The sequence below is a fragment of the Clavibacter sp. GW821-FHT01D01 genome, assembly GCF_059422605.1.
This window is the reverse complement of the sequence record NZ_JBWKXC010000007.1, coordinates 104,201-130,505: the sequence shown is the minus strand read 5'-3', so window position 1 is coordinate 130,505 and position 26,305 is coordinate 104,201. Positions and strand designations below refer to the sequence as shown.

At 72.7% G+C, this 26,305-nt stretch carries 16 protein-coding genes; 5 read left to right on the top strand and 11 right to left on the bottom strand.

Going from position 1 to position 26,305, the window contains the following annotated elements:
• Positions 1–86: 86 nt before the first annotated feature.
• Positions 87–2,597, bottom strand: a complete 2,511-nt coding sequence (locus AC07VC_RS10965; RefSeq protein ID WP_494675255.1) for a right-handed parallel beta-helix repeat-containing protein — start codon at positions 2,595–2,597, stop codon at positions 87–89.
• A gap of 374 nt (positions 2,598–2,971) precedes the next feature.
• Positions 2,972–5,431 carry a right-handed parallel beta-helix repeat-containing protein gene (locus AC07VC_RS10960; protein ID WP_317229086.1) on the bottom strand — a complete coding sequence of 820 codons (2,460 nt, stop codon included), beginning with the start codon at positions 5,429–5,431 and terminating at the stop codon, positions 2,972–2,974.
• Positions 5,432–5,817: 386 nt separating this feature from the next.
• Between AC07VC_RS10960 and AC07VC_RS10955 the strand changes: the two genes are divergently transcribed.
• The 4 genes from AC07VC_RS10955 (at position 5,818) to AC07VC_RS10940 (ending at position 13,865) form a co-directional block, all read left to right on the top strand.
• A complete protein-coding gene (locus tag AC07VC_RS10955; RefSeq protein ID WP_494675256.1) occupies positions 5,818–7,173 on the top strand; it encodes a hypothetical protein in 1,356 nt (451 codons plus the stop codon).
• 52 nt (positions 7,174–7,225) lie between these two features.
• On the top strand, positions 7,226–7,801 hold the full coding sequence (locus AC07VC_RS10950; protein ID WP_317229088.1) for a hypothetical protein: 576 nt from the start codon (positions 7,226–7,228) through the stop codon (positions 7,799–7,801).
• Positions 7,802–8,056: 255 nt separating this feature from the next.
• Complete coding sequence (locus tag AC07VC_RS10945; RefSeq protein ID WP_494675258.1) at positions 8,057–12,685, top strand: PKD domain-containing protein; 4,629 nt, start codon at positions 8,057–8,059, stop codon at positions 12,683–12,685.
• A 133-nt stretch (positions 12,686–12,818) separates the two neighbouring features.
• Positions 12,819–13,865 carry a glycosyl transferase gene (locus AC07VC_RS10940; RefSeq protein WP_494675259.1) on the top strand — a complete coding sequence of 349 codons (1,047 nt, stop codon included), beginning with the start codon at positions 12,819–12,821 and terminating at the stop codon, positions 13,863–13,865.
• A gap of 7 nt (positions 13,866–13,872) precedes the next feature.
• On the opposite strand, the gene AC07VC_RS10935 is transcribed toward AC07VC_RS10940, so the two are convergent.
• Positions 13,873–14,877 carry a glycosyltransferase family 2 protein gene (locus AC07VC_RS10935; protein ID WP_494675260.1) on the bottom strand — a complete coding sequence of 335 codons (1,005 nt, stop codon included), beginning with the start codon at positions 14,875–14,877 and terminating at the stop codon, positions 13,873–13,875.
• A 137-nt stretch (positions 14,878–15,014) separates the two neighbouring features.
• Between AC07VC_RS10935 and AC07VC_RS10930 the strand changes: the two genes are divergently transcribed.
• The gene (locus tag AC07VC_RS10930; protein ID WP_317229091.1) at positions 15,015–15,956 is read left to right on the top strand and encodes a glycosyltransferase family 2 protein; all 942 of its coding nucleotides are present in this window, start codon (positions 15,015–15,017) and stop codon (positions 15,954–15,956) included.
• 12 nt (positions 15,957–15,968) lie between these two features.
• On the opposite strand, the gene AC07VC_RS10925 is transcribed toward AC07VC_RS10930, so the two are convergent.
• From AC07VC_RS10925 to AC07VC_RS10890, 8 genes are all read right to left on the bottom strand, one after another.
• Positions 15,969–17,033 (bottom strand): glycosyltransferase family 4 protein, encoded by a 1,065-nt coding sequence (locus AC07VC_RS10925; protein ID WP_494675261.1) that lies wholly within the window; start codon positions 17,031–17,033, stop codon positions 15,969–15,971.
• A 44-nt stretch (positions 17,034–17,077) separates the two neighbouring features.
• On the bottom strand, positions 17,078–18,439 hold the full coding sequence (locus AC07VC_RS10920) for an MATE family efflux transporter (RefSeq protein ID WP_494675262.1): 1,362 nt from the start codon (positions 18,437–18,439) through the stop codon (positions 17,078–17,080).
• A 71-nt stretch (positions 18,440–18,510) separates the two neighbouring features.
• A complete protein-coding gene (locus tag AC07VC_RS10915) occupies positions 18,511–19,638 on the bottom strand; it encodes a glycosyltransferase family 4 protein (protein WP_494675263.1) in 1,128 nt (375 codons plus the stop codon).
• Positions 19,635–21,245, bottom strand: coding sequence for a tyrosine-protein kinase domain-containing protein (locus tag AC07VC_RS10910; RefSeq protein ID WP_494675264.1), 1,611 nt, complete (start codon positions 21,243–21,245; stop codon positions 19,635–19,637). Before AC07VC_RS10910 ends, AC07VC_RS10915 begins: the two co-directional genes overlap by 4 nt.
• Positions 21,246–21,365: 120 nt before the next feature.
• A complete protein-coding gene (locus AC07VC_RS10905; protein WP_494675265.1) occupies positions 21,366–22,580 on the bottom strand; it encodes a glycosyltransferase family 4 protein in 1,215 nt (404 codons plus the stop codon).
• Entirely contained in the window at positions 22,577–23,383 is an 807-nt protein-coding gene (locus AC07VC_RS10900; protein WP_494675266.1) for a CDP-alcohol phosphatidyltransferase family protein, read from the bottom strand. The genes AC07VC_RS10905 and AC07VC_RS10900 overlap by 4 nt, the downstream gene beginning before the upstream one ends.
• Positions 23,380–24,612, bottom strand: a complete 1,233-nt coding sequence (locus AC07VC_RS10895) for a DUF1972 domain-containing protein (RefSeq protein ID WP_494675267.1) — start codon at positions 24,610–24,612, stop codon at positions 23,380–23,382. The genes AC07VC_RS10900 and AC07VC_RS10895 overlap by 4 nt, the downstream gene beginning before the upstream one ends.
• Before the next feature lies 1 nt (position 24,613).
• On the bottom strand, positions 24,614–26,158 hold the full coding sequence (locus AC07VC_RS10890) for a sugar transferase (protein ID WP_494675268.1): 1,545 nt from the start codon (positions 26,156–26,158) through the stop codon (positions 24,614–24,616).
• Positions 26,159–26,305 lie beyond the last annotated feature (147 nt).

The window sequence follows — 26,305 nt, the reverse complement described above, 5'->3', positions numbered from 1 at the left end:
GAGCGGCGCGGCGCCAGGGGACGACGAAGGCGGGCCCCCCCGAAAGGGGGGTGGGCGTCCGGTCCGCACGACGCGGGCCGGGGCGGTCAGAAGGTCCCGACGTGCTTGACCCCAGCCAGCTGGCCGACGAGCGCCGCGATGGGCGCGGGCAGCGGGACGGCGGCGGCCGACGCCGGCGCGATGTGCTGCGCCATGTCCGCGGACGAGGTGCTCGACGGCGTCACGGTGTTCCGCCACGTCGTGCCCTTCGCCGCGGCGAGGGCCTCCGCGGTCTCGTAGCGGACGAGGGTCGCGTTGTCGCCCTGACCCCACGCGACCATGGTGGGGTCCGTGGTCGCCACGCGCTTCGTGAAGAGGTTGCCCGTGATCACGAGGTTCCACCGGTCCACCGGGATGCGCGTCCTCTGGTCGAGCGCGTAGACGGAGAACCGGCCTCCGTTGGCGAAGACGTTGTCGCTCACCGTGATGTCGCGGGTGAGCCACGGGACGGTCGGGTCGACGGCCGGCTGCCGCGGATCCTGTCCCTCGTAGTCCGCGACGGCCTGCCGGCGCTCGTCCTGCAGGAGGGCGAGGCCCATCTTGGAGTTGCTCCCCATCGTGTTGTTGAAGACCTGCACGTCGCCGGTGCCGATGATCTGGATACCCGTCTGGCCTCCCGTGGTGGAGTTGTCGGCGACGACGGCCTTCGCGGATAGCTCGAGCTGGATGCCCGTGTACTCGTTGTCGTTCGAGGTGTTCCCGACGATCGTGATGTCGTAGCACGACTCGTCGAGCCAGATGCCGCTGCCGAAGTTGCGGCTGGTGTCGTTGTTCACGACCGTGACGTCCCGCGCACGGGCGATCTTGATGCCGCCGCTCACCGGGGCCGCCTTGAACCGCTCCGAGTTGTTCTGGGTGAAGACGCTGTCCTCGACCACGAGCCCGTACGAGTATCCGGTGCTCAGCCCGAGCATGCCGCTGCGCTGGACCGTGACATGCGAGACGGTGGCGTCGTTGTTGCCAAGGGCGATGCCGACCATGGCGTTGTCCTGGATCACCAGGTCGCGGGCCGTCGCGCGGACGTTGTCGAACCGTAGGGCGCCGCGGTCCTCGTAGCTCGTCGCGTAGCGCCGGATGCCGATGCCCTGGACGGTGGCGTCCGCTGACTGGATCTGGAGCGCCTGGCGCAGGTCGCTGGCGCGGACCTCCTTGCCGATCGGGTTGGTGCCGATGCGGATGGTCTTCGCCGTCTCGTCGACGAAGAACGTGCCGGGCACGACCTGCGCGGCCGTCGCGACCTGCCGCAGCGGCGTGCCGGCGACGAACACCTGGTCCGTCCGCGCCGCCATGGGCGCCTCAGGGCGGACGAAGCGCGGGTTGTCGGCGACGCCCGCGATGGTCCGGGGGACCTTCACGGCCCATCCGCGGGCCACCCAGCTGGTACCGCTCTTCGTCCAGCCGGTCACCTTCGAGGACCCGTCGAGCCAGACGGCCTCGCGCGGGAACGATTGGATGGTCAGCGGCTTGTTGAAGGGCACGACGACGGCCTCGTGGTACGTCCCGGCGCGCAGGACGATCGTCTGGCCGGCCTTCGCCTTCATGACGGCGGCGGCGAGGGTCTTGAGGGGCGCGGCCTTGGTCCCGGCGGCGGTGTCCCGGCCGACGAGGGCGTTGACGTAGAGGGCGCCCGCGGGCGCGGGATACACGGCGGATCCGACCGGCGCGGAACCGCGCGGTCCGTACGACGTGGGCACGGCCGCCGGCGCGGGGGACGACGCGGGAGCGGGCGTCGGCACGGCATCTCGGGTCGGTTCGGGAGCGGAGATCGATGGCGTCGGCTGCGTCGCCGCGGACGGGTCGGCGGCGACCTGCGCCAGGTCGTCGAACGCCACGGTCGTGGGCCCGCTGTTGCTGCCGGACGCGTAGGACCAGACCCCGGTGCCGCCCGGTGCGGAGATGCGCGCCGCAGTGGCGTCCGTCGCCATGGCCTGCCAAGCCGGCTTCGCCGTGCCCATGGGCCACGCCCGCACGGAGAGCGCAACCGGCGACGTCCCCGTGGCCTGCACCTCCACGTGGACGGAGGTGCCAGCTGCCGCCGTCCCCAACGCGACGGGTGAGCCGAGGTCCGTGGAGGAGCCGTCCGCTGCCGTCCTCGTGATGCTGACGCGCACCGCACCCGATCGCCCGAGTTCGACCCGGCCCCGGTAGGAGGTCCCGTCCGGCTGTCGGCGGATCTCGAGCCCCTGGTAGAGGCCGAGGGGCGCAGTGCCCACGAGCGCGACCGTGGCGGCGACGGAGCCGTCGCGCATCGGGGCGCCGTCGAGGGAGGCGGCGGCTGACGTGCCCGCCGCGATGCCCGAGATCCGCGCGCGCGTGCCGTCCACGGAGAACGTGGCCCCGCGCTCACCTCGAAGGGTGTACGAGGCGCCTCCGTCGGCGGTGCCCCACCCGACCGCGACTTGGCGAGTGAAGGTGTCGACGGACATTGTCGACGCGGCGGCCGAGTCCACACCGTCGACGAGCATGCCCGCGGTGAGCGCGGTGACGGAGAACGCCGCGAGGGCGCCGTGGGCGATGCGGGACGTGGCCCGGATCCTGGTGTGCGGGTGACTGGTCATCTCGGTCCTCTTTCGCGACGCTCTGCTGGCGGTCACGAGTCCACGACGAGGTTCCGGAGGACGGCGGTGCGATGATCGGTCCCCCCGGGACGATCGCCACCATCTCGAGGACGGGCGGCGGGGTTCGGGACCAGCTGCGCGCGGGCCCCCCGGCCCGACGCCTCCCGAGGTCCCCGTCGTCCCCGTCCTCGGGATGAGATGGCTCGATCCCCGAACACTATCCAGGCCGAGCCCCCGATGGGGGGCCCGAGGCGAAGTCAGTACCCCGCCGGCGGGGGATCAGTAGCGCGGGGCTGAGACCGCCGCCGCGAGGCGACGGACGAGCGAAGGACCCCGTCCACCGGACGGGGTCCTTCGCTCGGACGCGCGGGCGCCTAGAAGATGCCGACGCGCTTCACCCCGGACGGTTGCCCGAGCAGCCCGGCGATCCCGCTGGGCAGCGCGACGGCGAGGTTCGCGGCCGCCGTGAGATAGGAGGCCATCCCCGACACGGACGTGCTGGCCGTGGTCATCGTGTTCCGCCATGAGCCGTTCTTCGCCGCGGACAGAGCGGCGGGGCTCTCATAGCGGGCCAGGGTGGAGTTGTCACCCTGGCCCCAGGCCACCATCGTCGGGTCCGTCGTCGCGACCCGCTTCGTGAACAGGTTGCCCGTGATGGTGAGGTTCCACCGGTCGACCGGGATGTTCGTCTTCTTGTCGATCGCGTAGATGGAGAAGCCGCCGCCACTCGCGAAGACGTTGTTGCTGACGACGATGTTGCGGGTCAGCCACGGGACGGTGGAGTCGACGGCAGGGCGGCGGGGGTCCTGCCCGTCGAAGGAGGCGACCGCCTGGCGTCGCTCGTCCTGGAGGAGCGACAGCGCGAACTTGGAGTTGCCGCCCATCGTGTTGTTGAACAGCTGCACGTTGCCGCTGTCGAACAGGTTGATGCCGGTCTGGCCGCCGGTCGTGCTGTTGTCCGCGACGATCGCGGTATCGGACAGCTCCAGCTGAATGCCCGTGTACTCGTTGTCGTTCGAGTCGTTGCCCGTGACCGTGAGGTCGTAGCAGGACTCGTCGAACCACATCCCCGACCCGAAGTTCCGGCCGGTGTCGTTGTTGACGACCTCGACGTCGCGCGAGCGCGTGATCTTGATGCCGCCTGACACCGGCGCGGGCTTGAAGCGCTCGGCGTTGTTGCCGGTGATCACGCTGTCCCGCACCACCAGCCGGTACGCCGAGCTCGCGTTCACGCCGAGCATCCCGTTGCGCTGAGCGGTGACCCGCACGAGTCGAGAGTCGTTGTTCCCGAGGACGATGCCGACGGTGGCGGTGTCCTCCACGACCACGTCCTGCATCGTCGCGCGCACGTTGTCGAAGCGGACCGCACCACGGTCGTCATAGGTGGTCGCGTACCGGCGCACGCCTATGCCGCGGACCGTGGTGTCCGGCGCCTGGACCTGGAGGGCCTGGCGGAGGTCGCTGGCTCGCACCTCCTTGCCGCTCGGGTCGGAGCCGATGCGGATCGTCCCCGCGCCGTAGTCGACGAAGAACGTGCCCGCGACCACCGCAGACGCGGATCCGACCTGGCGGAGCTGGGCGCCACCGAGGAAGACCTGATCCGGCCGGGCCGCGAGCGGCGCGGCGGAGTTCACGAAGCGCGGGTTGTCGGGGACCCCGGAGATCGCGGACGAGAACCGCGTGCCCCAGCCCGAGGCGACCCAGGTCGACCCGCTGCGGACGAAGGACGCGACGCGGCTGGAACCGTCGAGCCACACCGCCTCGCGCGGGTAGGCCTGGATGGTCACGGGCTTCTGATAGGGGACGACGACGGACTCGTGGTACGTCCCCCCACGCATCACGATGGTCTGCCCGGAGGAAGCGCGCGCGACCGCGCGGGTCAGGGAGCGCAGGGGCGCGTTCTGCGTCCCGGCGGCGCCGTCGTCGCCGGACGAGCTGCTCACGAACAACGCGCCCGACGGCACGGCATACGCGGCGGAGCCGACCGAGACGGAGCCCCGGGCGGTGCCGGTGCGGGGGAGCGCCGTCGGGGTCGGCGCCGGCGCCGGCGCGCTGGTGGTCGGCGTCGGCGTCGGGGTCGTCGTCGAAGGGGCGCCGCTGGCCAGGCCGTCGACCGCGAGCGTGGTCGACGTGGAGTTGCTGCCCGACGCGTAGGCCCACACGCCGACGGCTCCCGCAGTGGCGACGCGCGCCGAGGAGCCGTCCGAGACGGTGCTCTGCCAGCCGGGCTCCGCAGTCCCTGCCACCCAGGCCTTCGCGGAGACGGCGACCGGAGAGGTCCCCGTCACCTGGATCCTGACGGCGACCGTGGTCCCCGGCGCGAACGAGCTGGTCACGTCCGCGCTCCCCAGGGCGGTCTCGCGTCCCGCGTTCGACCGCGAGACGGCGATCCGCAGCTTGCCGGAACGTGTGATCTCCGCCTTGCCGCGGTAGGACGAACCATCCCCCTGACGCCGGACCTCGAGGGCCGGATACGCCGTGAGCGCGGTCGAGCCGACCAGGGTCAGCGAGGCGGTGGCCGTGGCGTCGAGGAGCGAGGAGCCGGCGAGGTAGGCGCCGGCGGACGAGCCGGCCGGGAGCGCGGCGATGCGGCCTCGGCTCCCGTCCACGGAGAAGGCAGTGCCCTTGGCGCCATAGGTGCTGTACGCGCCACCGGACTCGGCGATGCCCCAGCCGGAAGCGACCTGGCGGGAAAAGGAGTCGGTGCCGACGGCCGCCGAGGCCGGGGCGGCGGGAACGAGTGTGGCGCCGAGAGCGAGGGCGATGGCGGTGGTCGTGCCGACGAGGATCGCCGGGACACGTCGGAGGAGGGATGAGGGCAGGGGGATGGGCATGTCGTTCCTACGGGTCGGCACATCGGAGCCCCTCCGCGCAGGCGGGGAGGTCAGACGATCGGTGTCGGCACGGGGGCCCGGTGCATGGCACGGGTCCCGCGATCGTCAGCGTCGCGGGCGGATCCCGCGGGGCATCCCTCGTGGTGAGCGAGGAGCCCCGCTGTCCCCGTCGGGTCCCGGGCTGGCGATGTGGTGACTCTATCCGTTCGTGCACTACCACTTGTCGCCGAGGCGACGGATCATGCCGTGCACCCCGTACGGGGGGTGGCCCCACCCCAGTTCGGGGGCGCATTTCTCCACGTGCGAGGATTATCGCGGTCCGGAGCGCTCCTCGGCGTGTCCTCGTTGCGAGCGGGGTGGACTCGAGACCAGGAGGGCACCCGACAGTGGCCGACCCCGAACGCGCATCGTCCTCCTCCCGACGCCCTCGGCGTCCGCGGGCGTCGGCGTCCTCGGACCCGGCCACGACGGTCGGCGCCGCCGCACATCCGGCCCTCCGCGCGGTCGCGGCCGTCGCGATCGTCCTCATCGCGTTCCGCGAGCCGGTGCAGCAGGGTCTCGAGGTCGGGCACGTGGCGGCGGTGCTCCTGGCGCCGGTCTGGATCCCGGCGTTCCTCCGCCACCGCGGCGCCCCGGTGCTGGCCGGCCTCGTCGTGCTGTCCGTCGTCGCCGGCGCGTGGCTGACGGAGTCCTCGTCCGCCGATCATGCGACGTCCTCCACGGAGGGGGTGTCGGCGTCGGTGCTGGTCCTGGGCGTGCTCGGCTCCGTCGGCGTCATCGTCTGGGCGCGCACCCTGATGCGAGATGCATCCGTGGCCGTCTGGTTCGGCTTCGGCATGGTCGCCGGCATCAACCCAGGGTCGACCCTCTTCTCCACGAACCCGTGGAAGTTCGGCTTGTCCGTGCCCTTGGCGGTCCTGCTGCTCGCGCTCGCCTGGCGATCCGGCAGACGGTGGGTCGCCGTCGTCGTCCTGGTCGCGCTCATCGTGATGGCCGGCACCAACGACTCGCGGTCCGAGCTGGCGGTCCTCCTGCTCGTGCTCCTCGTGGTGCTGTGGGATCTACGGCCCGCCACCGGCCGTCGGGGGAGCGTGGTGTCGACACTCCTGGTGCTCGGGGGGCTCGCTGTCGTCGTCTACCAGGCCGGGCAGGCGCTCATCCTCGAGGGGTACCTGGGGGAGTCGACGCGGCAGCGCACCGAGCGCCAGCTCGACGAGGCGGGCTCCGTCATCGCCGGAGGACGTCCGGAGCTCGGCGCCGCCACTGCCCTGTTCCAGCACCACCCCTGGGGCTTCGGCTCGGGGACGCTCCCGAACCTCACCGACATCCAGGTCGCGAAGACCGGCATGGCCGCGCTCAACTACGACCCGGACAACGGATACGTCGAGAACTACCTGTTCGGCAGCTCCTTCGAGCTGCACTCGGTGCTCGGCGACCTGTGGACGCGCTTCGGGTGGGCGGGGATCCTGCTGACCATCGCGATCCTCGTCGTGCTCGTCGCCGCGGCGGGCACGGCGGTGACGCACCGCATGGCGGCTGCCCTCCTGGTGTACGTCATCGTCAAGTCATTGTGGAACATCCCGTTCAGCCCGCTGTTCAGCGCGGTGCCGCTGCTGGTCCTGGCACTCGGGCTGAGCCTCGCTCCCCCCGCGCGTCAGGCGGCCGTCGGCCACCGCTCGCCTAGAGTGAGCGCTGACCGCACCCGACCCGCACGGAGGACCCATGTCCGCGACGCCCGCTGACCCTGATCCCTCGCGGGGGGCGGCCCCCGGACGCCGACGCCTCATCGTGGCGATGGTGGCGATCCTCGTCGCCGTCGTGCTCATCGTCGTCCTCGTCGTCGCCTCGAGGGGCGGACAGGGCGCCCCGGGTCCGACCGGGACCGAGGCGCCCGCCTTCTCGTCCGATCCCTCGGCGACCAGCACGCCGGTGACGTCCCAGGACCCGCAGGAGGGCCAGGTGCCCCCGGCGGAGGCCGCTCCCGTGGCGATCGACGCGACCGCGGAACCCGTCCCCGGCGTCGTCACGTCGATCAGCGCCCTCGCCGCCGTCGACGGCGTCGCCGATGGTCCGGGCGAGGTCGCCGGACCGGCGCTGTCCTTCGACGTCACGGTCCGCAACGACACCGCAGAGCCGGTGTCCCTGGCGGCCACCGTCGTCACCGTCTCCACGGGCGAGGACCAGCTGCCCGCCGACGCCCTCTCGACGGGTTCCGTCCCGTTGCCCGCGGACGTGGCTCCCGGTGCGTCCGCGACCGGGACCTACGTGTTCACCGTGCCCGCCGACCGGCGGGACGATGTGCGGATAGCGTTCGACTACCTCGCGGGGACGCCCGTGGTGGTCTTCGCCGGCGAGGCGCCGCGCAGCTGACCTCCGGGGTCCCGCCGATCGGCGGGCGTCGTCGCCCACTCGCTCGTGATGTCGTGCCCCCCCTGTAATGGGGTCTCACCCGGCTGTGGATCCGCCCATAGGCTCCAGCCAGCGCACCGGTAACCCGAAATGCCGGTGCCTTTACCCGAATGAGGCCTCACCATGGGCATTACCCTGCCCTCGCGCCTGCGTCCGCTCGCGCTCGCCACCGCCGCCGCCGTCATGGCCTCGGTATTCGTAGGCGTCCAGCCTGCTGTGGCAGACACCGTCCCCGTCGAACCCACGACCCCCGTCACCGTCTCCGCCGACGCCCTGCCCACCGTGCAGATCAACGGCGTCGTCTGGACCCAGAAGGTGGTCGGCAACGTCGTCTACGTGGGCGGGAACTTCTCCACCGCCCAGCCCGCCGGCTCCGCCGCAGGAGCCAACACCGTCCCGCGGTCGAGCATCCTCGCGTACGACATCCGCACCGGCGTGCTCATCAACTCCTTCGCACCGGTCCTCAACGGCCAGGTCAAGGCGATCGAGGCCTCGCCGGACGGCTCCCGCATCTACATCGGCGGTTCGTTCACGACCGTCAACGGCGTGAACAAGTACCGCATCGCTGCGCTCGACCCGGTCAACGGCCAGGTCATCACCTCCTTCACCGCCGGGACGAACGCTCAGGTCAACGCGATCGCCGCGACGGCCTCGACCGTGTACCTCGGTGGTGCCTTCACCTCGATCGGCAAGAGCGTGCGCACCCGCATCGCCGCGGTGAACGCGTCGAACGGCGTGGAGACGGCCTTCGCGCCTGTCACCAACGACGGCTCGGTCACCGCGATGGTCATCTCCCCGGACGCGCAGAAGCTCGTCGTCGGCGGCAGCTTCACGAGCCTCAACGGGTCGAACAACCCGGGCTACGGCCTCGGCGCCGTCAGCACCGCGACCGGGCAGAACCTGCCCTGGAACGTCAACAACCTGATCCGTAACGGCGGCAACCAGTCCTCGATCACGAGCCTCACCGCGGACGCCGACGGCGTCTACGGCACCGGCTACACGTTCGGCGCCGGCGGCAACCTGGAGGGCGCGTTCCGCGCCGATTGGGCGAACGGCGACACGACCTGGGTCGAGGACTGCCACGGCGACACGTACTCCGCAGCGCCCTTCGGCGACCAGGTCTACGTCGCCGGCCACCCGCACTACTGCGGGAACATCGGCGGCTTCCCGCAGACGGAGCCCACCTGGACCTTCTACCGCGGGCTCGCGTTCACGAAGAAGGCCACGCAGACCATCACGCGCGACCCCATGGGGTACTACAACTACGAGGGCACCCCTGCTCCGACCATGCTCGACTGGTACCCGGACATCAACGTGGGCACCTTCACCGGCCAGAGCCAGGGTCCCTGGAGCGTCGCCGCCGGCGACGGCTACCTCTCCTACGCGGGCGAGTTCACCCAGGTGAACGGCAAGCGCCAGCAGGGAATCGTGCGCTTCGCCGCGAAGTCGAAGGCCCCCAACACGCAGGGCCCCATCGACTCCGGAGCGGCCTTCAAGGCGACGGTCACGTCGCAGGAGTCCGGCACGCTGCGCGTCAGCTGGCCCGCCAACGCCGACCGCGACAACACGCGCCTCATGTACCAGGTGTACCGCGACGGCAACACCACGACCCCCGTCTACACGACCACGCAGGACTCGTCCCCGTGGAACCGCCCGGCCATGGGCTTCATCGATCGTGGTCTGACGCCCGGCAAGGCGTACAGCTACCGGATCCGGGCCACCGATCCCCTCGGCAACACCGTCATCGGCGACAGCGTCTCGGCCACCGTGACCAGCGACGCCCCGAGCCCCTACGTCGACGCCGTCCGCGCCGACGGAGCCGGGTCCTTCTGGCGCCTCGGCGAGGCCTCCGGCACCGTGAACTACGACTGGGCCGGCTTCGACGACCAGACCGCGGGCACGGGCATCACCCGGGGAGCAGCAGGAGCGATCCTCAGCGACTCCACCAAGGCGTCGACCTACGACGGCACCGTGAACGGCCTCTCGGTCTCCAAGAAGCTGATCTCCGGACCGCAGACGTTCTCCGTCGAGGCGTGGTTCAAGACGACCACGACCTCGGGCGGCAAGATCGTCGGATTCGGCAGCAACCCGTCCGGCACGTCCGGCAGCTACGACCGCCACATCTACATGTCGAACGACGGACGCGTGAACTTCGGCGTCTACCCGAACCAGATCCGCAGCCTCAGCTCCGCCACGGCGCTGAACGACGGCCAGTGGCACCAGGTGGTCGGCACGCTCGGCCAGGGCGGCATGCAGCTCTACGTCGACGGCGTCCGCGCGGGCTTCCGCAGCGACACGACGTCCGCGCAGGACTACAAGGGCTACTGGCGCATCGGCGGGGACAACTCGTGGGACGGCGGCCAGTTCTTCGCCGGTGCCATCGACGACGTCGCGATCTACCCGACCGCGCTCGACCGCCAGCAGGTGGACGCTCACTACGTGGCCTCCGGCCGACAGTCGCGACTGCCCAAGGCCCCGGCCGACTCCTACGGCGCACGCGTCTTCCAGGACAGCCCCGAGTCGTTCTGGCGGCTGGACGAGAAGGGCGGCACGGACGTCGCGGCGGACGCCAGCCCGACCGACAGCCCCGCGGCCTTCCGCGGAGGCGTGACGCAGGGCGTGCCCGGCGTCCTCACCACCGCTGGCAGCACCGCGGCGCAGTTCGACGGCCAGAGCGGGCAGGTGACCGGCACCCGCCGCATCTCCAACCCGCAGACCTACTCGCTCGAGCTCTGGTTCAACTCGACGACGAACCGCGGCGGCAAGCTGATCGGCTTCGGCGACAACCCGAACGGGCTGTCCGGCAACTACGACCGTCACGTCTACCTCCAGGACGACGGGCGCCTCGTCTTCGGCACCTACACGGGGCAGCTGAACACGATCACGTCGCCCGGCTCCTACACCGACGGGCGCTGGCACCAGGTCGTGGCGAGCCAGTCGTCCGATGGACTGAAGCTCTACGTGGACGGTGAGCTCATCGGCACCAACCCGCAGACGCAGGCGCAGGGCTACGACGGCTACTGGAAGCTCGGCGGAGACCCGACGTGGGGCTCCTCCAGCCCGTTCGTGGCGGCGACCATCGACGAGGCGGCCGTGTACTCGACCGCCCTCTCGGCAGCCACGGTCAGCCAGCACTACGCACTCGGCCTCGGCACCAAGCCGAACGTCGCTCCCGTCGCGGAGTTCGGCGCTCGGACCACGGACCTGTCCGTGTCCGTCGACGGCTCGGCATCGACCGACTCCGACGGTCAGGTCGCCTCGTACGCTTGGGAGTTCGGGGACGGCGCCACGGCGACCGGCGCCACCGCCGCCCACGCCTACGGTGCAGCGGGCACGTACTCGGTCCGCCTCACGGTGACCGACGACAAGGGCGCCACCGCGGTCAAGACCGCCGACGTCACGGTCATCGCCCCGCGGGTCAACCAGGCTCCGACGGCCGCGTTCACGACGACGACGGACGCCCTGGCGCTCGCGGTCGACGGCAGCGCGTCCGCCGACGCCGACGGCCGCGTGGCCTCCTACGCCTGGAAGTTCGGCGACGGGGCGACCGCCACCGGAGCCCAGGCGTCGCACTCCTACGCCGCGGCGGGGACCTACCCGGTCACCCTCACGGTCACGGACGACGAGGGCCTCACAGCGGTCTCCACCTCCTCGGTGACCGTCGCCGCCGCCCCGCCCGTGAACCAGGCGCCGACGGCGTCCTTCACCAGCACGGTGACGGACCTGGGCCTCGCGGTCGACGGCTCGGCCTCGGCCGATGCCGACGGCAGCGTGGCGTCGTACGCCTGGACCTTCGGGGACGGCGCCACGGCCAGCGGCGCGAAGGCGTCCCACGCCTACGCGGCGGCCGGCACCTACCAGGTGCGGCTGACGGTGACGGACGACGCGGGTGCCACCGCGACGACCGTCCAGAGCGTGGTCGCCACCGCCCCCGTGGTGGTCGACGCGCCCCCGACGGCGTCCTTCACGAGCACGGTCTCCGGATCCACGGCATCGGTCGACGCCTCGGCGTCCACGGATGCGGAGGGCCCGATCTCGGCCTACGCGTGGGACTTCGGCGACGGCAGCACGGCGACGGGCCGCACCGCGACCCGCGTCTACGCCACCCCGGGGACGTACACGGTCACGCTGCGGGTCACCGACTCCGCGGGTGCCCAGGCGACCTCCACGGGCACCGTCACCATCGCTGCGCCGCCGGTCGCCGCCCCGATCGCCCGCGACGCGTTCGCCCGGACCGTGGCCAACGGCCTCGGCACGGCGGACGTCGGGGGCGCGTGGACCCGCTGGGGGACCGCCGCGAACCTCTCCGTCAAGGACGGCGCGGCCCGGTTCCTCCTGCCCACCACCGGCGTCACCACGGGTGCGACCCTGGACTCGGTCAAGCAGACTGCGGTGGACATGCGCCTCGACTTCACGCTGGACAAGGCCGCGACCGGCGGTGGCACGTACGTGTACGCGATCGGCCGACGCGTGTCGAACAACAACGAGTACCGCGCCGTCGTCCGCCTGGCGAACAACGGCACCGCCGCTGTCTCGCTGGTGGCGCACCGGAACTCGGGCACGGCGACCACCATCGCCAACGAGGTCCGCATCCCCGGGACCATCGCGGCGGGCACCGCGGTGAGCGTCCGCACGCAGGTGGTCGGCACGAGTCCCACGACGATCCGGGCGAAGGTCTGGGTCGCGGGGACGCCGGAGCCCCAGGCGTGGACCGTGCAGACGACGGACTCGTCCGCCGGCCTGCAGGCCGCCGGAGGCCTGGGCGTGCTGTCGTACGTCTCGGGATCCGCCACGAACGCCCCGCAGACGGTCACCGTCCGCGACCTGACGGCGTTCGCCCCCTGATCCGACTGGGATGCGGTCGCGAGGCCGCATCCCGCTCGGACGTGCACGACCCGCAGCGCGGCTCCCGGAGACCGGGGGCCGCGCTGCATCTCATCCACCGACTCCCGCACGCCGGGCCCATCAGGGAGCTCCCATGAAGATCACCGCCCTCCGTCGGCGCAGCCCCCGCCCCTTCGTCGTACAGCAGTCGTTCCCCACCCCGCGGCCCACCACGAACCCCTACCTCGTCATGCTCGGCCGCAGCATCGCGCGCCAGGAGGGCGTCGCGGTCCGCACGTTCTCGTGGACGAGCGCCCTCCTCCGCCCGTACGACGTGTTCCACGTGCACTGGCCCGAGATCCTGGTCTCCGGCCACAGTCCCCTGAAGCAGCTCGTCCGGCAGGGCCTCACCCTCGCGCTCGTGGCGCGCCTCGGCCTCACCCGCACGCCTCTCGTGCGGACGCTGCACAACCTGGAGCTGCCCGACGGCATCTCACGTCGCGAGACGCTCCTGCTCCGCCTCCTGGAGCGGCGCACCACCCTCTGGATCCACCTCAACGAGGACACACCGGAACGCGAGGACCGCCCCCACGAGACGATCCTGCACGGGCACTACCGAGACTGGTTCGCCACGCACGCGATGGCGGCGCCCGTCCCGGGCCGCATCGGCTACTTCGGCCTCATCCGCCGCTACAAGGGCGTCGACCGGCTGCTGCGCGCGTTCCAGGGCATGCCCGGCTCGGCATCGCTCCAGGTCGGCGGACGGCCGTCGTCCTTTGAGCTCGCCGCGACGCTCACGGATCTCGCTCGGGGCGACGAGCGCATCGCCCTCGACCTGCGGTTCCTCGACGACGCGGAGGTCGTGGACCTCGTGCGCCGGTCGGAGCTCGTGGTCCTGCCGTACCGGGAGATGCACAACTCCGGTGGTGCGCTGACCACCCTGTCCCTCGACCGGCCCGTCCTGCTCCCTGCCAACCGCGTCAACGACCGCCTGGCCGAGGAGATGGGGGATGCCTGGGTGAACCGGTACGAGGGCGAGCTGACGGCGGAGCACATCATCGGGGCATTGGCACGGGTGCGCGCGCTCGGCCCGGACGCGCGACCGGACCTCGGCCGACGCGAGTGGCCGGAGGCCGGAGCCCGGCACGTCGCCGCCTACCGCCGCGCCGTCGCCCTGGCCGGACGACGCCCGCGCGCATGACCCCTCGTCAGGCGGGCGGGCGGGCGTACTCGCGATGCGCGTGACCCCACGCACCGGAGACGATCCCGGCGCCGCGTGCCATCGTGCGCACGCCGCGGGCACGGCGGCCGAGGCCGAGACCGACGGCGCCCGCGGCCACGCTCGCGAGCCCGCCGACCATCCGGACACCGCCCCGCGCCGTCAGGGAGGCTCGGGCGATGGCCCGTTGCCGCGGCGACGCCGCGAGGGCGAGCGTCGTGCGGCTCCAGCTGTTCCCGCTGCTCAGCGCGCGGAGCACGACCCAGCGGTGCGTGATGCGCGCGCGGGGGACGATGTCGAGCACGCGCGCCTCGGCCGCCCAGACCATCGTCCCGCCGTGCGCGACGATGGACCTCGTGAACAGCGTGTCCTCGCCCCCGGTGGCGCCGAAGCCGGCGTCGAACCGGAGGCCCCATGCCCGCACGCGACGGAGGTCGATCAGGATGTTGTTCGTCGCGGCGACCTCGATCGCCGTCCCCGTCGTCGGACGACGGCGCTCGAAGAAGCGCCCGGCCCGGATCCACGCATCGGGTTCGACCTCGAAGCGGGACTCGACCGGCCCGGCGACGGCGGTCGCGCCGCTCGTCCGCCACGTGCCGAGCAACGCCGCGAGCCAGCCGGCGACCGGGCGCTCGTCGTCGTCGATGAAGACGAGCAGGTCGACGTCGCCGGCCTCGTCGAGTGCGCGGTTCCGCGCGGCGGAGATCCCCGGCTCGGGCTCGTGCGCGTACATGACGGGGACGGGCGCGTCCACGGAGACCCGACGGACGGCGTCGCGCGCGCCCGCGTCCGGGTCGTTGTCGACCACCACGATGCGCACGGCCGAGCCGCGATCGTGCACGGCGCGAGCCTGCTCCGCGAGCAGGGGCAGGACGGCGACGATGTCGCGGGGCCGCCGGTACGTCAGTACCGCGATCGCGATGCTCGGCGACCCATCGGCACCACCGCTCCCCGGGGTCGCGTTCGCGGGCGCAGGGCGGGCTTCGGAGCTCATACCCCCATCATCCCAGCGGCGGAGGCGGGGGACGGCGGACGCCCCTGCAGCTCGCCGCCCGGCGAGGTCCGCGGCCGAGGCGCTCCCACCCACACCCGAATCCGAACCCGCACCCGCACCCGACGAGAGGATCCGCGATGACGGACCGTGACATGTCCCCCTTGGCCGTCGTGGTCGTGAACTACGGCTCGCATGCGCTGCTCGAGGCGAACCTGGCCCCGCTCTCGCGGGCGTGCCCGGAGCTGGCCGTGGTGATCGTCGACAACCTCAGCACACCCGGTGAGAGGGTCGCGGTCACTGCACTGGCGGAGGCGGAGGGCTGGCACCTGGAGCTGCCGGAGGGAAACGAGGGGTTCGGCACGGGCATGAACCGCGGAGTGTCCCGTGCGGCCTCGCTCGGGCGCACGCACGTCCTGCTGCTCAACCCGGACGCGCTCATCGAGCCGGAGGCGGTGGCGGCCCTGCTCGCCGCCAGCGGGCGCTCCGGTGACGCCATGGTGGCCCCGCGCATCCTCCGCCCGGACGGGACGCTGTGGTCCGCGGGGTCGGACCTGTACCTCGGCGACGGGCGCATCCGCTCGCGTCGACGCCGGGTCGAGGGCCCGGGTGTCCGCATCGAGCCCTGGCTGAGCGGGGCCTGCCTCCTCCTCCCCGTCTCGCTCTTCCGACGGGCTGGGGGCTTCGACGACGAGTACTTCCTGTACTGGGAGGACGTGGACCTCTCGCACCGCGTGACCGCCGCGGGCGGACAGCTCGAGCTCTGCGACGACGTGTCGGCCGTGCACGCCGAGGGCGGCACCCAGGGCGAGGGCGGGCAGTCCGCCGGGCAGGCCAAGTCGACGACGTACTACTACCACAACGTCCGCAACCGCATGCTGTTCGCCGCCCGACACCTGGACCTCGCCGACTTGCGCGCATGGCGCCGCAACTCGCCCCGTGTCGCGTGGGAGATCCTCCTCCAGGGTGGACGGCGCCAGCTCGTGGAGTCCCGTGCACCGCTCGCGGCCGCCCTCCGGGGGCTGCGCGACGGCGACCGCATCGCCCGCCGCGAGCTGCGACGACGATCCGGGCGAGGTTGACGCAGCGGCGGCTCAGACGCCGGACTGCGGCTGGAGCCCGATGAGGTCCGCGAGACCCGCCGCGAGGTGCGCCGTGCCGACCCGCGTCTCGACATCCCGGCGCCCGGCCTCCCCGTAGCGGGCGGCGCGAGCAGGGTCGCGCAGCAGAGCCAGGACCGCGTCGGCCATCGCGTCGGGGTCGCCGACGGGCGTCAGGAGGCCCGTCCGTCCCGGATGCACGTAGTCCTCGACCCCGGGTGTGCCGGTCATGACGACCGGTCGTCCCGTCGCCATCGCCTCCAGGCTCACGGTCATGCCGGAGACGTGCAGGTTCTCGCGCGTCGCCACCGCGACGACGCTGGCGCGCGCGTAGAGGTCGGCGAGCTCCGAGTGCGTGAAGTACGGCACCTTGCGGATGCCCTCGGGGGCGTCGACGTCGGACGTGCTCTGGACGACGATCTCCGCCTCCGGCACCGCTCGGTGCACCCGGGCGAGCGCCGCGAAGAGGGTTGCCGGGTCTCGGTCGCGGTCCCCGCCCACGCTCACCACGCACGGTCGCGTCGGCATCGGCCGCGCCGGGTAGAACCCTCCGTCCACGCCGAAGGCGAAGAAGCTGACGGGGGGTCCGTCGACGCCGACGAACTCGCGCAGCGGCTCCACCTGTCCGCGGCTGATGACCCACAGCCCGTCCATGCGACGGAGGACGTCACGCATCCGCCCGACGTCCTGTCCGCGGGCCAGCATGTCGGTGACCCAGATCACCCCGGTGTACATCTCGCGGTGCGGTCGGGTCAGGAGCATCCGACGAGCGGCGTTCTCGTCCCAGGTGATGCCGATGTCCCGGGGTCCGGTGCCGGTCCGCGCCACGGGGCGCGAGCGCAGGGGAGCGATGCGGTCACGGAGCGACGCGACGCGGGACGGTGCCTCGAGCGAGGCGACCCGCACGTCCGCGTCGTATCCCCGGAGGGCGTCGAGTCCGTAGGGCCACGCGCCGGGGACCTCTCCAGCGGCGTGCCGTTCCCGCCAGCGGCGGAGGTCGCGTTCGACGGGGAAGAGGACCTCGACCGAGGGGCGGGCGGAGTCAGCGGTGGCGGGCATGTGACCTCTTGTCGGTGGGCCGGGCGTCGGGGGACGACGGGGCGTCAGAGCGGGGCGGAGGGGTTCGTGACGCGAGCGGCGGTCGCTGGCTGCGCGCCAGGGGCTCCGTCGTCGCCGTCGCCGTCGCCGTCGTCGGACACGACCGTCGCGGCCTCCTGCTCCGCGCGTCGGCGTCGCAGGTCGCGGGAGACGTAGACGAGGTTGGGGACGACCTGGCAGACGGCGACCGAGATCGAGGACCCGATGACGGGGCCGGCGGCTCCGGCCACGCCGATGAAGTACCAGGAGAGCCCGAGGTTCATGGGCACCATCACGAGCACGGGCACGACCTGGAACACGAGGCCGCGCTTGTCCGTCATGTACATGCCGACCGGGTACTTGGCGGCCTGGAGCCCGACGAACACCACGAAGGCGATCACCAGCGCTGGGTCGAGGGCTATGGCACCGTCCGAGACGAAGGCGGCGATCCACGGCGACGCGCCAGCGAGCGCACCGCCCAGCAGCAGCCCGCCGAGGAGGAACCAGAGGGTCGGAGCGGTCGGCGACTCGACGCGGTGCGCCGACCGGGCGGTCGCGTAGATGGGCCAGAGCGCGAGGCCGGCCGCGGCGATGGTCTGGAGCACGATGCCGAAGAGCTGCGACGCGAGGTTGTACTGGGCCAGCTCGTCCGGACCCGCCAGGTGGCTGAGGAGGAGGCGGCCGGTCTGCATGGCCACGGGGAGGGCGACCATCTGGACGAGCATCGGCCAGGCGAGGCCGATGGCGGGCACGCCCGGATAGCTCCGTATCCGGGGGATCGCACGGACCGCCTCGCCGAGCTGCGGGCGGAGGGCCCGAGCGGCGACGATCAGGCAGATGACGGAGACCAGGGCGTTCGCCCCGTAGGACACGACCGCGAGGTAGGTGCCGGCTGGCACCGCGAGGACGACGAAGGCACCGATGACGAGGAACATGACCGGAGCGACCACGGCTTGGCTCGCGACCTGCACGTTGGTCCGCTTCAGCCCGACGAGGATGCGCTGACCGACCGTCAGCGGGATCACGAGCCCGAATACGGCGAGGCAGAGGAAGGCGGCGATCTCGCCCCCGCCCGACATGAGGCCCTCGCCGAGGAGCGCCGGCCACCAGCCCAGCAGCGTGATGGCGAGCGACACGAACGCGATCACGCCGCCGGAGACGAGGAGGATGCGGAACGCGGTGACGATGGCGCGCTTCACCTGGTCGTCGGTCCTCGGCGAGCTCGAGCCGGCGACCGCGTTGATGACGACGGCGGCGATCCCGAGGTCGGCGAACGGCAGCAGGGTGGGGAAGGTGCTGAGGAGCCCGTACTGCGCGTAGGCGTCCGTTCCGAAGGACTGGATGATCATGCGGCTCGTGAGGATCCCGAGCACACCGGACAGTGCCATGACTCCGACCTTGACGGCCGCGGTCGATCCGACGGCGGACGCCAGCGACGATCCGCCTCCGCCGCGTCGGCTCACGATGCCCGTCCCGCCGCGACGTCGGCCGTGGCCGCGAACAGGACGTCGTCCGCCGCGAGCCGGCCGTCCCGATGCGGAAGCGCGCTCAGCACCGCGTCGCGGGCCACGGGCGCGTCGAGGCGGTCGACGAGCACGGCAGCCAGCTCGGAGGGGGAGGCCGGATCGGCCGTGACGCCGTGTCCCAGTTCGCGGAGCCAGTCCGCGAGGCCGGTCTCGGTGGTGGTGACGATGGTGCAGCCATGAGACAGGCCCTCGACGATCGGGAGCCCCACCTGCTCGCGCCACGTCGGGCTCGGCTGGGAGGGGAGCGTCAGCACGGCCGACGAGCGCATGGCCGCGTGGATGCGGGAGCGCTCGGGGTCGACCTCGAGCACGATCGAGGGATCGCTCGCCGCAGCGGCCGCGACCTCGGCCTCGAGGGGGCCCTTGCCGAGGATCCGCAGCACGGCGTCGGGCCGGGCGTCACGGACGGACGGCCATGCGGCGAGGAGCACGCGGATGCCCTTGCGTTCGCTGAGTGCGCCGACGAAGACGACGCTGCCGGGATCGGCGTCGCTCGGCCGGGCATCGTGCGGCTCGGGGAGAGCCAGCACCAGCTCGGCGGACGCATCCGCGCGGGAGCCCCCGAGGACGGCCCGGTAGACCTCCTGCGCGCCCGCGGTCCCGTAGACGATGCGGTCGACGCGGCGCATCGCCCAGCGCGCGAGGAGGCGCTCACCCGTCCGCCGGAGGCGGGACCTGAGCCGCGGACCGACGGGGGCGTCGAACGGGTCCGCGTTGCCGATGGCGTAGGTGACGACGGACGTCCGCGGACGGCCGACCATGCGACGCATGCCCACCGCGGCCAGCGCGACGGCGGTCGCGGGCAGGCTCGAGAGCATGAGGGGTTCGTTGACCTCGAGCACGCGCACGTCCGACCTAAGGAGGACGAGGCCCGCGCGGAGGCGGCCCGCCTGGACGAGGTCGAGACCCCGCGCGGCATCGTGGTCGAAGTCGTACCGCGTGACCCGGTAGAGGATGCTCGCTGGCGCGAGCTGATGGGCGCGCTCGAGGTGCGCGGTGCGCAGCGACTCGTAGAGGCGGACCCGCGAGGACCGCAGCGCGGGGACGGAGGACGCGGTCATCGGCTCCGTGTCCTCGTGCGGCGGGGGAGGGCGGGCTGCTCCTCCACGCGGGCGCTCCGGGGAGCGGGTACGGCGGTCTCGGACGACGCCTCCGCGGCCGGGTCGACGGCAGGGGTCGCGGCGTCCTCCGGGGTGATGGCACCCTCCGGGGTCGTGGCCGTGGTCTCGTCCGGAGTCGGGGACGCGGCGACGCCGGCGGTGGGGTCCGCGGGAGCCGGGGCGGTGGCGGGAGCGCTCACGGCGGTGGGCATGGACGTGGCGACGGGCGCGCCGTCCGTGCTCACCGGTCCGTAGTACGTCGTGTGGCGGGACGGCGCCACCCGCGTCAGCACCACTCCCAGCGTGCGGGCGTTCACGCCGTCGAGGGCGTCGGCCGCCTCCGCGAGCTGCGCTCGGCGCGTGGTCCGCACGCGCGTGACGAGGAGCGCGCCGTCCGTCAGGTGGGCGAGGGTGAGCGCGTCGGCGGCGGGGAGGATGGGCGGGCTGTCGAGGACCACGAACTCGTACCGTGCGGTGAGGTCGGCCATCAGCGAGGCCATCGCGGCCGAGCCGAGGAGCTGGTTGGGGTTCGGGGGCACCGAGCCCGAGGTCAGGACGTGGACGCCGGACGCCCACGGCTGGACCGCGTCTTCGATCGAGGCTGCGCCGACGAGCACGGTGGTCAACCCGACCACGCCCTCGAGGCCCGTCTGGTCCGCCACCGTCGGGCGCCGCAGGTCGGCGTCGACGAGGAGCACCCGGTCCGAGTGCTCGCCGAGCGCGAGGGCCAGGTTCACCGCGGTGGTGGTCTTGCCCTCTCCGGGGAGCGCGCTGGTGACGGCGATCGAGCGGATCGGGGTGTCGACGTCGGCGAACTCCAGGTTCGTCCGGATGCGCCGGTACCCCTCGGCGGCGGCGCTGTGGGGGGCGGCGAGGAGCGTGACCCCGTCCGCGCGGTCGCGGCGCTCGACGGAGCCGATGACGGGAGCCTCCGTGACCCGCTCGACGTCGCGCTCGGTGCGGATCCGGGTGTCGAGGATCTGGCGTGCCAGGGCGTAGACCACGCCGAGCGCGAGGCCCGCGAGGATTCCCGTCAGCGCGATGAGCCGCGTGTTGGGGCTGATCGGATTGCGGGGCACCTGCGCCTCCGCGACCGTGGTCAGGGCGATCGACGGGTCACCGCCAGCGCTCTCGGGCGCGAGCTCGCCCGCGACGTCCGCGAGCGAGTCGCTCACCGCATCCGAGAGGCGGGCCGCCTGCTCTGGGGAGCTGTCGGTCACGGACACGTCGATGATGACGGTGTTGAGGGGGGTGTCGACGGTGACCGACCGCGCCAGGGCAGTCGGCGTCACCTCGAGCCCGAGCCGCGCGATGACGGGCTCGAGCACCGCGGGGGTCGTCGCCAGCTGGGCGTACGACTGGACCAGGTTCTGCGAGAAGGTCGAGCCCTGCACGAGCTCCGTCGTGGTCTGTCCCTGCGTGCTGGAGACGAAGACGCTGCTCGTGGAGCGGTAGCTCGGCGAGAGCGTGCTCGCGTAGCCGTACGCGGCGCCCCCGCCGACGAGCCCGAGCGCGACGATTGTGATCCATCGTCGTCGGAGCGCTGTCCAGTAGTCGTGCGGATCCATGTGCCCGCCCCCCGTCTCTCGTGTCGTGATCAAGTGTGTGCCGTCCGCTTCCCGGCGGGCGTGCGATGGACCGCTCTCCGCGGCCCCCGTTCGGGAGCGGCGGGAGCGGCCCGGGATGCGCTAGCGCCGCTTCGCCGCGCTGAGCATCGCGCCCACCGACCGCGCGATGCGCTGCCGGTAGAGCTCAGGTCCGTGCCGGTGTTCGGCGCGGAAGCGGTCGCGGATGGCCCGGGCGCGGAACGCGTCCCAGTCCGTCGCGATGTCCTGGAGGGCGTCCGCGAGCGCGGCGGGGTCCGAGGGCGGCACCAGCTGCGCCGACTCGTACCCGCCTGCGGCTTCGCGGAGGCCGGAGGTGTCGCTGACCACCACGGGCCGTGCGGCCAGCAGCGCCTCGACGGCGGTGTTGCCGAACGGCTCGTCGACGCGCGACGGCACGACGCAGGCGTCGGCGGCGGCGAGGAACGGGGTCACGTCGGCGTGGAAGCCGTGCAGGGTGACGAGGTCCTCGAGCCCGAGCACGCGGATCGTCGTGCGCAGCTGCTCCTCGTACGCCTCGTAGCCGGGGAAGACGGCGCCGACGATGTCGAGGGTCGCGAGCTCCCCGCGGTCGCGGAGCTCGACGATCGCCTCGACGGCGACGTCCACGCCCTTGCGGTCCGAGAGGCGGCCGACGTACAGGACCCGGAGCCCCCCGTCGAGCGTCTCGCGCGCCGGCACGACCTCCGCGGGGCCGGGGACGCCGTTGTAGACGACGTCGGTGCGCCCGGCGACCCGGGGCAGGGCCTTCGCGAGCACGTCGACGCTGTACCGGCTGTTGGCCACCACGCTCGTGGCGAGCGCGAGCGGCAGGGCGAGCGCCGTGCCGACGGTGCGCGACGCGGATCCCTCGGCCTCGTGCACGTGGCAGAGGACGGGGCGGCGCGTGATGCGGCCGACGAGGACCCACAGCGGGATCGTGACGGTGTTGACGTAGACGGCGTCCGGACGGACGTGGCGCACGAGGCCGATGCCCGCGGACAGTCCGCGGACGGACTGGCCGACGAGGGCCGCGAAGCCGCGGGGACGCAGCATCGACTTCCGCAGGACGGGCGTGGGCGCGTGGTGCACGACCGCGCCGACGCCGATGAGCGCGTCGACGAGCGGGCCGTCGGAGGGGAGGGTCACGACCGTGCGGGCGCCCGCGGACACGAGGCCCGCGACGGACTCGAGGAGCACGCGGTCGGATCCGTACAGCTCGGCGCTCGGGTGCGCGACGAGGACCGTGCGGCCGCGGAGGTCCGCGCCCTCGTCGTCGGCCTGCACGAGGGCGTGCTCCGTGCCGGCGAACGCGGTCACGCGGTCACCCGGGCGGCGGGTGCGGCGGTCGACGCGGCGGCCGCGGCACGACGCGCGTCGAGCGCGCCCATGTCGCGGAACCACTTGACCGACGCGAGCGCCAGGTGCCCGGCGTTGGCCAGCATCATCAGCGTGTAGACGGCGAGGAATACGACGGGGGCGCCGAGCAGCGCGAACACGATGCAGAGGAAGCCGTAGTCGGTGGGGATCACGAGCAGCGAGCGGAGGAGCGTCGAGCGGCCGGCCTCGGGGGCGGTGGCCCCGGTGACGGCGTGCACGCGCTTCAGCTGGTCGTTGAGGATCATCGCGAAGAAGCTCGCCGCGGCGACGATCGCGTAGGCGATCGGCACGAGGAGCCACAGGTCGGAGTCCGTGGCGGGCCAGCGGAACATGGACACGAGCACGGCGAGGTGCAGCGAGGAGATCTTGATGCAGTCGACGACGTGGTCGAGCCACTCGCCGGACAGCGAGCCGCCGCCGCGGAGGCGCGCGACCTGGCCGTCGGCCGAGTCGAACGCGTAGCCCACGGCGAGCAGCAGCCAGACGGCGATGCCGACCCACGCGGCGGGCTCGACGAGCGCGAGGATCGCGATGCCGCTGAACGTGAAGGCGGCGCTGATCGCGGTCACCTGGTTCGGGGTGAGGCCCGCGCGGAACGCCCAGGCGGCGAGGAGGCGGCCGGCGGGCCGGTTGACGCGGATCGAGTACGCGGGGGCGCCCCGGGCCGCCTTCTTCTGGGCGGAGGCGAGGCGGCGGACGACGTCGAGGTACGACTCCGTCCGGGCGTCGGTCGCGGCGCTCATCGGCTCTCCTCGAGGAGGAAGGAGGTGCGGGTGGCGTCGCTCGCGCGCAGCTCCGGCTGCCAGCGGGTGGCCGAGCGGACGCCGCGGCTCATGCCGCGCGTCGAGTAGCCGCGCGTCATGCGGGCGGCGAGCTCCTCGTAGCCGTCGGCGATCGCATCCCAGTCGTACGTCTCCTCGGCGCGCTCCTGCAGGCGGGCGCCGATCGCGGCGGCCTCGTCGGCCGCGGCCTCCGCGCCCTCGACGAGGGCGGCCACGCCCGCGGCGTCGGACCAGAAGCGGCCGTCGTCGCCGAGGACGTCGCGGTTGAAGACGTTGTCGTTGGCGAGCGTGGCGGTCGCGGCGCCCATGGCGCGCAGCAGCGACGGGTTGGTGCCGCCGACCGAGTGGCCGTGGATGTAGGTGAGCGCGTGGGCGTAGAGCTGGTCGAGCTGCTCCTGGTCCCACACCCCGCCGAGGCGCTGGATGCGCGGGTCGGCCGAGGCGACCTGCTCGATGCGGTCGGTGTACGCGGCGGAGTACGGCGCGGATCCGACGACGACGAGCGGCAGGGTCGCGTCCGAGGCGGTGTACCCGTCGACGATGACGTCGACGTGGTTCTCCGGCTCGAAGCGCGCGACGACGAGGTGGTAGCCGCCGGGCTCGAGGCCCAGCTCCGCGAGGCGGTCCGACGCGGGGTCGCGGAGGATGTTGGCGCCGTAGGTGAGCAGCTCCGTGGGGATCCCGAACTCGTGGTCGTAGTAGTCGGCGATGCCCTGCGCGTCCGAGATGAGCGCGTCGGCGTCCTTCACGGCCATCTGCTCGGCGATGCGGTAGTACTTCTTGCCCATGCGGCCCCACTTGCCGCGCTTCCACTCGAGCCCGTCGACGTGGACGGCCGTGGCCGTGCCGCGCGAGCGGATGAGGGGGACGAACGGCGCGTTGGCGGCGTTGAACACGAACGCCGCGTCCTGGTGCCGGCCGAAGGCCAGGTGGATCGCGGACAGCGCGGTGTGGCTGAGCGTCTCGATCGACTTGGTCTTCAGCGCGGGCAGGTGCACGAGCTTCATGCCGAGGTGGGTGCGGGGACGCGCGCGGTTCGTGGAGCGGCAGTAGACGGTGACGTCGTGGCCGCGGGCGGCGAGGCGCTGCCCGATCTCCTCGATGGCGGTCTCGAATCCGCCGTACGCGGCGGGGACCCCCCGGGTCCCGACCATGGCGATGCGGAGTCGGCGCGGTTCGATCGTTGACATGCTAGTAAGCCCCCACGGGTCGGGTGAGCACACGGAAGGTGCGCCACATGATCATGACGTCGCCGGTCAGGGACCAGTTCTCGACGTAGTACAGGTCGAGCCGGACGCTCTCGTCCCAGCTCAGGTCGCTCCGGCCGTTCACCTGCCACATGCCGGTGAGGCCCGGCTTGATGAACAGACGGCGGTGCACGTGGCTCTCGTAGCCCATGACCTCGGTGCGCAGCGGCGGGCGCGGCCCCACGAGGCTCATGTCGCCGACGAGGATGTTCCACAGCTGCGGCAGCTCGTCGAGCGAGTAGCGGCGGAGCACGGCGCCCACGCGGGTGACGCGGGGGTCCTTCCGCATCTTGAACAGCGGGCCGGATCCCTCGTTGGCCGCCGTCAGCGCCGCGAGCTCCGCCTCGGCGGTGACCCGCATCGAGCGGAACTTCAGCATGTGGAACTCCTGGCCGCTCTTGCCGACGCGCTCCTGGCGGAAGATGGCGCCGCCGGGGCTGTCGATGCGCACGACGATCGCGAGGACGAGCATCACGGGCGCGAGGATCACGAGCGCGACGCCGGCCACGGCGATGTCGAGGGCCCGCTTCATCACGTGCTTGCCGCCCTCGAACTGCGGGATCTCCACGTGGATGAGCGGGAGGCCCTCGACCGGGCGGAAGTGGATGCGGGGACCGGCGACGTCGGTGAGCCGCGAGGCGAGCACCAGCTCGATCGACGAGCCCTCGAGCTCCCAGCCGAGCGTGCGGACGGCGTTGCTGCCGGCGCGGGGCTGGCTCGCGACGATGACGGCGTCGGCGGCGGTGCGGGCGGCGGCGGCGGCGACGGAACCGAGGTCCGAGACGACGGGGATGGTGCGCCCGGCGACCTCGAGGCCGTCGAGGTGGTCGTCGATCGCGACGCCGACGACCGTGTAGCCGGAGGCGGGACGCAGCAGGATCTGCGTGGCCACGTCCTCGACGTCCGCCCGGCTGCCGACGACGACCACGCGGGAGAGGTGCGCGCCCTGCATGCGGCGGCGGATGAGCCACTGGCGCCAGCTCCACCGGGCCACGAGCAGCGCCACGACGCCGAGCGGGAAGGCGATGACGACGTAGCCGCGGGCGATGTCGACCTTGAGGAGCAGGAAGCCGATCGCGAGGGCGCCGAACGTGATGGCGGACGCGTTGACGACCCGCTTGTACTCGGAGACGCCGACGCCGACGATGCGGGCGTCGCGGGTGCGGAAGGCGCCGAGCACGGCGATCCACGCGCCGATGACGACGACGGAGACGATCCCGTAGTCGAGCTGCACCGCGCCGGCCTCGACCGCGGCGTCGGCGGTGCCGAAGCGCGTGAGCTGCGCGACCAGGACGGTCGCGACGATGATCGCCCAGTCGCTCGCGATCAGGCGGGTGCGGTAGTCACGGGCCCAACGGCGGCCCGAGGGCACGGCGGGGGCGGCCGGCGCGACGCCGGATCCGATGATCGGGCGGTGCGCGGAACGGCGCTCGGCGCGCACGCGGGTGCGGTCGCCCCGGGTCGCGGGGCGGTTCCTCGTGGTGCTCATCGCGTGCCGAGCAGCGCGTCGAGCCGGCGAGGGGTCTCGGAGGTGCGGGTGGATGCGGGGAGGCGCGGCCGACGGGCTCGGTCCAGCGCCGATGACGGGTTCATCGGGTGAGTGCCTGCGTTTCGGGTTACAGGTGGGTGGTGCGGG